5 protein-coding genes and 1 riboswitch are annotated in these 6,046 nt (G+C 56.0%); of the genes, 4 read left to right on the forward strand and 1 reads right to left on the reverse strand.

What is annotated here, in order from left to right; translation table 11 throughout:
* Window positions 1–403: 403 nt before the first annotated feature.
* Entirely contained in the window at window positions 404–607 is a 204-nt protein-coding gene (locus HNQ59_RS18870) for a DUF1289 domain-containing protein (protein ID WP_184041946.1), read from the forward strand.
* An 80-nt stretch (window positions 608–687) separates the two neighbouring features.
* On the opposite strand, the gene ahcY is transcribed toward HNQ59_RS18870, so the two are convergent.
* Complete coding sequence (gene ahcY, locus HNQ59_RS18875) at window positions 688–2,097, reverse strand: adenosylhomocysteinase (RefSeq protein WP_184041947.1); 1,410 nt, start codon at window positions 2,095–2,097, stop codon at window positions 688–690.
* 68 nt (window positions 2,098–2,165) lie between these two features.
* Window positions 2,166–2,234: riboswitch (S-adenosyl-L-homocysteine riboswitch) on the reverse strand.
* 235 nt (window positions 2,235–2,469) lie between these two features.
* On the opposite strand from ahcY, the gene HNQ59_RS18880 reads away from it, so the two are divergent.
* From HNQ59_RS18880 to HNQ59_RS18890, 3 genes are all read left to right on the forward strand, one after another.
* Window positions 2,470–2,997, forward strand: coding sequence for a heme-binding protein (locus HNQ59_RS18880; RefSeq protein WP_184041948.1), 528 nt, complete (start codon window positions 2,470–2,472; stop codon window positions 2,995–2,997).
* Window positions 2,998–3,103: 106 nt separating this feature from the next.
* On the forward strand, window positions 3,104–5,341 hold the full coding sequence (locus HNQ59_RS18885) for an AsmA family protein (protein WP_184041949.1): 2,238 nt from the start codon (window positions 3,104–3,106) through the stop codon (window positions 5,339–5,341).
* Window positions 5,342–5,548: 207 nt separating this feature from the next.
* Window positions 5,549–6,046: contractile injection system protein, VgrG/Pvc8 family (locus HNQ59_RS18890; RefSeq protein ID WP_221320297.1), on the forward strand; the 498-nt coding region annotated here is incomplete at its 3' end.

Consider the following 6,046-nt stretch of genomic DNA (forward strand, 5'->3'; position numbering starts at 1 on the left):
GATCTGGACTTCGTTGAATCTCGCCTTGCGCATGTGAGCTCCTATCGCCCTCCATGCTAACTAATTCTTGGTATACCGTGGTGGGGAAAGGTCAGCTCCGCGTTCATAGTGAGATTTCCTTATCTTAGGTGTGGCCCGGTGCTCAAGTTAGGTGGACGTGATGCGATGCCAAACAGCCTCGTCATTTTATGCGAAGCGGCATAGGCATTTATCTGACGCATGTCATAGTCTACCTTACTAAATCACATACGGATGAATTTGAGTGCCTGCGCTGACTGGCGGCTGTGCGTTTGACAAACAGTCGCTACCTCACGATGAATGGAAGTGTTTGGTCAAGGGATGTGAAGGTGGGCGGATGGGGTAAACTAACGGCCTGTCACCAACCATTGAACAGATCGTTGCCATGTCTCGTCCGGATTCCCCTTGTATTGCCCGTTGTTCCACTGCCTTGGGGGACGAGATCTGTGCGGGTTGTGGCCGCACTTTTGTTGAGGTCGCCAATTGGGTGGCCATGACTGATGCTCAGAAAGAGTTGGTATGGCAACGATTGGAAGCCCACTGGCAGGCGTTGGATAGGCCCCCGCCCTGGCTGGCACGGGATATTTGAAGTCTGTGGCGGTAGTATCGCGAGTCTGGCATTGGAAACAAACAAGCCGCACAGATGTGCGGCTTGTCGTCTGGCAATGATCAGTAGCGATAGTGCTCGGGCTTGTATGGGCCGTCTTTTTGCAGACCTAGATAGGTGGATTGCTCGTCGGTCAGCTGGGTCAGCTTGGCGCCGATACGGGCTAGGTGCAGGCGGGCCACTTTTTCATCCAGATGCTTCGGCAGCACAAACACGCTGTTGTTGTACTGATCACCACGGGTGAACAGTTCGATCTGGGCCAGCGTCTGGTTGGTGAAGGAGTTACTCATTACGAAGCTGGGGTGGCCGGTGGCGCAGCCCAGGTTCACCAGTCGGCCTTCCGCCAGCAGGATGATACGTTTGCCATCTGGGAAGATGATGTGATCGACTTGCGGCTTGATGTTTTCCCATTGATATTGGCGTAGGCCTGCTACATCGATTTCACTGTCAAAGTGCCCGATGTTGCAGACGATCGCCTGATCACGCATCTTTTTCATGTGATCGTGGCTGATCACATTCACGTTACCGGTGGCGGTCACGAAAATGTCTGCCTTGTCGCATGCGTCTTCCATGGTGACGACGCGATAGCCTTCCATGGCGGCTTGCAGTGCGCAGATCGGGTCGATTTCCGTGACCCACACTGTTGCGCCCAGGCCGCGCAATGATTGCGCACAACCCTTACCCACATCGCCATAGCCCGCAACCAGGGCCACTTTGCCTGCAACCATCACATCTGTTGCGCGCTTGATGCCATCCACCAGTGACTCACGGCAACCATACAGGTTGTCGAATTTGGATTTGGTGACTGAGTCGTTGACGTTGATGGCAGGGAAGGGCAGGGTGCCTTCGCTCGCCATCTGGTACAGGCGCTTCACACCAGTGGTGGTTTCTTCTGTCACGCCCTTGATGCCTGCGAGCTGCTTGGAATACCAACCGGGCTGTTCGGCAACCCGCTTGCGGATGGCCGCGAATAGTGCTTTTTCCTCGTCATTGGTCGGGTGGGATACGACCGCGATGTCTTGCTCGGCCTTGGCACCCAAGATCAGCAACAGCGTTGCATCACCGCCGTCGTCCAGAATCATGTTTGCGCCATCGGCAAATTCGAAGATGCGATGTGAATAGTCCCAGTATTCCTCCAGTGATTCGCCCTTGTAAGCGAATACAGGCGTGCCGGTGGCCGCGATGGCCGCCGCAGCATGATCTTGTGTCGAGAAAATGTTGCATGAGGCCCAGCGGACATCCGCGCCCAGTGCTTTCAATGTCTCGATCAGCACGGCAGTCTGGATGGTCATGTGCAGCGAGCCCGCGATGCGTGCGCCACGCAGCGGTTGCTCGCGACCGTACTCGGTGCGCAGTGCCATCAGGCCCGGCATCTCGGTCTCAGCGATGCGGATTTCTTTGCGGCCCCAATCGGCCAGCGAAATATCCGCCACTTTGTAATCGGTGAAGTTGTTATCAACCACAGCGTTCATGTGCTTTCCTTGACGTGTGGCCGGGGGGATGCAAGCTCACCCAAGCATCCCGTGCCCGGCACGGGTTATTCAGGTGAGCGCAGTTGATTCTTGCCGAGCCTGGGGATCATGTTCACCTCGCAGCGCTCCTCGGGATGGCCTGGATTATAGCGCAGCATTGCACGATTGGCTTTGCCGTGGCGTGAAAACGGCTTAGGCCATCATAATCGATCGACATTTTTCTTTGCATCAGGTGGAAACCAAATGCGCATAAACTTGTCCACACGACCATATCAATCTGATAATGCAAATATCTCGCCAATTCAACCGGCGCGTGGTGCCCAAGCACTTGTCGGTCGCGCTCGGCTTCGTGCAGGAAATTGAGGAAATACCATGCAAATTCGTCGTATGGCTGTTGCTTTACCATTTTTATGGATGGTGTCTGTGCCTGGGTTGATGGCTGTTGCCCATGCCGGGGGCCAGCCTGCCCAGATGACTGCATCTTTGGCCAGTGATGCGGCATTGGCGGCGATCGAAGCCTGTTCGGCAAAGGGTATGGCGGTATCGGCAGCGGTGGTGGATGCACAGGGGCAGTTGCACATCCTGCACCGGGGCGGGTCTGCATCGCTTGAATCACTGGCAACCAGCCAAAAACGGGCCCAGGCTGTCAGTAAACATGCGCAGGGCCAATATGGTGAGCGAGCCGTGGGTGGTGCGCTGTTGCGTGTCGATAAAACCGTGGTGGGTGCCATCGGTGTGGGCGGGGCAACCTCAGCCGTGCACGACGAGGCGTGCGCCGTGGTGGGGGCGAATCGTGCGTTGGAGAAACATGTGGCCAGTCAACATAGCACCCGTGCGGTCACCTTCAGTTATGGCCTTGGTGATTGGCTGATGGGGATGAAGCTTTTTTACCGTAGCTGAGGCCTATGCCAGCGTATTGCATGCCGACAGCCACGATTCAGGCTGACTGTGCTACAAAGGAAACGGGTGGGCGCGCCACCCGTTTTGTTTTCCAACAGGTGAATTGATGAAGCGACCGATTCGTTATGTGCTGTATGGCGTAGGTGGGGTTGCCGCCGTGCTGGTAGGGGTGGTGGGCGTCGTGGCGTTGACCTTTGACCCCAATACTTTGAAGCCCCAGATCATCAATCTGGTCAAAACGGAAAAGCAGCGGACTTTACGCATCGACGGTGACATCAAACTCAGCCTGTTTCCGTCGATCGGCGCCCGTATCGGCAAGGTGAGCTTGTCAGAACACCAAAGTGACCAGGAATTCCTGCGTTTGAACGAGGCCCGGGTTTCATTGCAGCTCTGGCCATTGTTGTCGAAGCGCTATGTGATCGACGAGATCGAGGTCAATGGCCTGCACGCCAATCTGATCCGCAAGCCGGATGGCACCCTCAATATCGCGGATTTGATCAAGAAAGACGAGAAAAGTAGCCCGGTTGAATTGGAGATCGATCATATCAAGCTGGCGGATGCTGACCTGATGTTCGATGACCAACAACAAAAACGTAAGACAGCGCTGAAGTCGATCCAGCTCAAGACTGGGGAAGTCACGCCCAAGCAGGTAAAGGACATCGACTTGGCGACAACCGTGGTCAACTCAGCCCCTACCGTGAACATGGCCATTACCTTGCAGGGAGATGCCAATCTCGATCCAGAGCAGGGACGGTTCAGCTTCAATGATATCCAGTTCGGCACCAAGGGCGACCTGGATGCTTTGAAAGCCATGGTGCTGGCCGTGTCTGGCAATGTGTTGATCGACCAGAAGGCTGGCAGCTATCAGATCGAGAATCTGAAACTCGACCTGGATGGCAGGCTGCAACAAGATACGCTGAATGCGAAGCTGACCGCACCCAGACTCAACCTGACGCAGGCAAAAGTGGCAGGGGAGGCGATTGAATTGAAAGCTGCCATCAAGGGTAGCAAAACAGTTGACGCCAATATCAAGATTGATGGCTTGAGCGGTGCGGATCAACAAGTGCAAGCCAAACAGTTTGTCGCACAGGTCGAGTTCAAACAAGCCGCCCAGCATGTCAAAGCCACGCTGCAAAGCCCGCTGAACTTGGCCATGACCACTTTGCAACTGAATCTGCCACAGCTGAAACTGCAAGGCGAGGCCGCAGTCCCCCAAGCCAAAGGCGGGAAGGTTGCCATCAATCTGAATGGACAGGCACAAGCCTCGCCCAAGCAGGTGGCTTTGAAGCTGGCTGGTGTGCTGGATGAATCAAAATTGAATCTGGATGCAGGGATCGACAACCTGGCCAAGCCTTTCTATCGATTCGACCTGGCGCTGGATCAACTCAACCTGGATCGCTATATGGCTGCACCGGCTGGTGAAAAGGCTCCGGCCACCCAGGACAAACCCGGTGCGGGCGGCAATATTGATCTGTCTGGTCTGAAAAACCTGAATGCACAAGGCAAAGCCCGCATCGGCGCCCTGCAATACGGTGAGATCAAGATGAACGACGTGGCGGTCGAATTGAAAGCGGGTAATGGCCAGGTTCAGTTATCGCCTTTCAGCATGAATCTGTTCGGTGGCAACCTGGCTGGGTCAGCCTCAGCCACCACCACTGCCTCGCCTCATTTCGTGCTGAGCCCAAAGGTGACCAATATCGACGTCGGCAAGATGCTGGTGGCGGTGGCCAAGAATGACAAGCTGGAAGGGCGCGGCAACCTGCAGGCCAGTCTGACCACCCAAGGCGGCAGCGTTGAGCAACTGACGCGCAATTTGAACGGCAATCTGGCTGCACAGCTGCGAGATGGCGCGATCAAGGGCATCAATATCGGTGCCACGCTGCGCCAAGCCAAGGCATCGATGGGGCAGCTGTCTGGTGAGCAGGTCAAGCCCGCCAGCGCGACCGAGAAAACCGACTTTGCCGAACTGCTGGCCTCATTTGCCATCCGCAATGGTGTGGCACACAACGAAGATCTCACTGCTAAATCCCCGCTGTTACGACTCGCTGGCATGGGCGATATCAATCTGCCTGATAAAACCCTCGATTACCTGTTGAAAGCCAGCATAGTAGGCACCAGCAAAGGGCAGGAAGGCCGCGAACTTGATCAACTGAAAGGCGTCACCGTGCCAGTGCGGGTCAAGGGCTCGCTACTGGCCCCAAGCTATGCGCTGGACTACCGTAATATGCTGCAGGATACCGCCAAGGCCAAGCTCAACGAGCAATTGGACAAACACAAAGCAGATATCCAGAAGAAGGCTGGTGACACCCTGACCGATCAGTTGCAGAAGTTATTCAAGAAATAATCCGCTGTGCTTGAGGGCGCGCTGACATGTGTAGCGTCAAGCGATGGCGCGCACGGGACGATTACCATTGCTGTGTTGAAGCGGGCGGTTTAGGGTGCGATAACAGCGATATAGTTGCGTGTCGTTATATCCCAACCATCGAATTAATTAGCTGTTATTTAATTGTCATTTATATAATCTGGCGTTTCATTCCTGATCCGCCAAGCAATGACCGCCGCCCGCCGCAGCCTGCTCTTCACCCCCATCGACCAACACGCCCGACTCCTCCAACTCACCTTCGCCGGCCCCGCCGCCAGTCTCAATGGCCACTTTGTCGTCGCCAGCTTTGACGGCTGGGAAGCGCTGGATGAGGGGTTCGAGTTCGAGATCCAGCTGTTGAGCGAATCCACCCATTGGGAGTTGAAGCAGCTGATCGGCGCTGCCGCCACGCTGCAGGTGCTGACCGACCGCCGCCAGCCACGTCGTTTCAGTGGCCAGGTGGTGCGCGCCGAGCAGCGCGGCTCGAATGGCGGCCTGAGCCTGTTCGCCATCCAGCTGAAACCCGCCGTGCATCTCTTGTCGCTGCGCCGCAGCAGCCGGGTGTTCGGGGAGCGCTCAGTGCCCGAGATCATCGAGTGCCTGCTCAAAGAGCATCAGGCCAGCAACCCCTTGCTGCAATGGCAACTGAAGCTGCGCCGTGACTACCCGGCACGGGCCTATACCGTG

The sequence above is a fragment of the Chitinivorax tropicus genome (genome assembly GCF_014202905.1).
Taxonomy (GTDB): Bacteria; Pseudomonadota; Gammaproteobacteria; order Burkholderiales; family SCOH01; genus Chitinivorax; species Chitinivorax tropicus.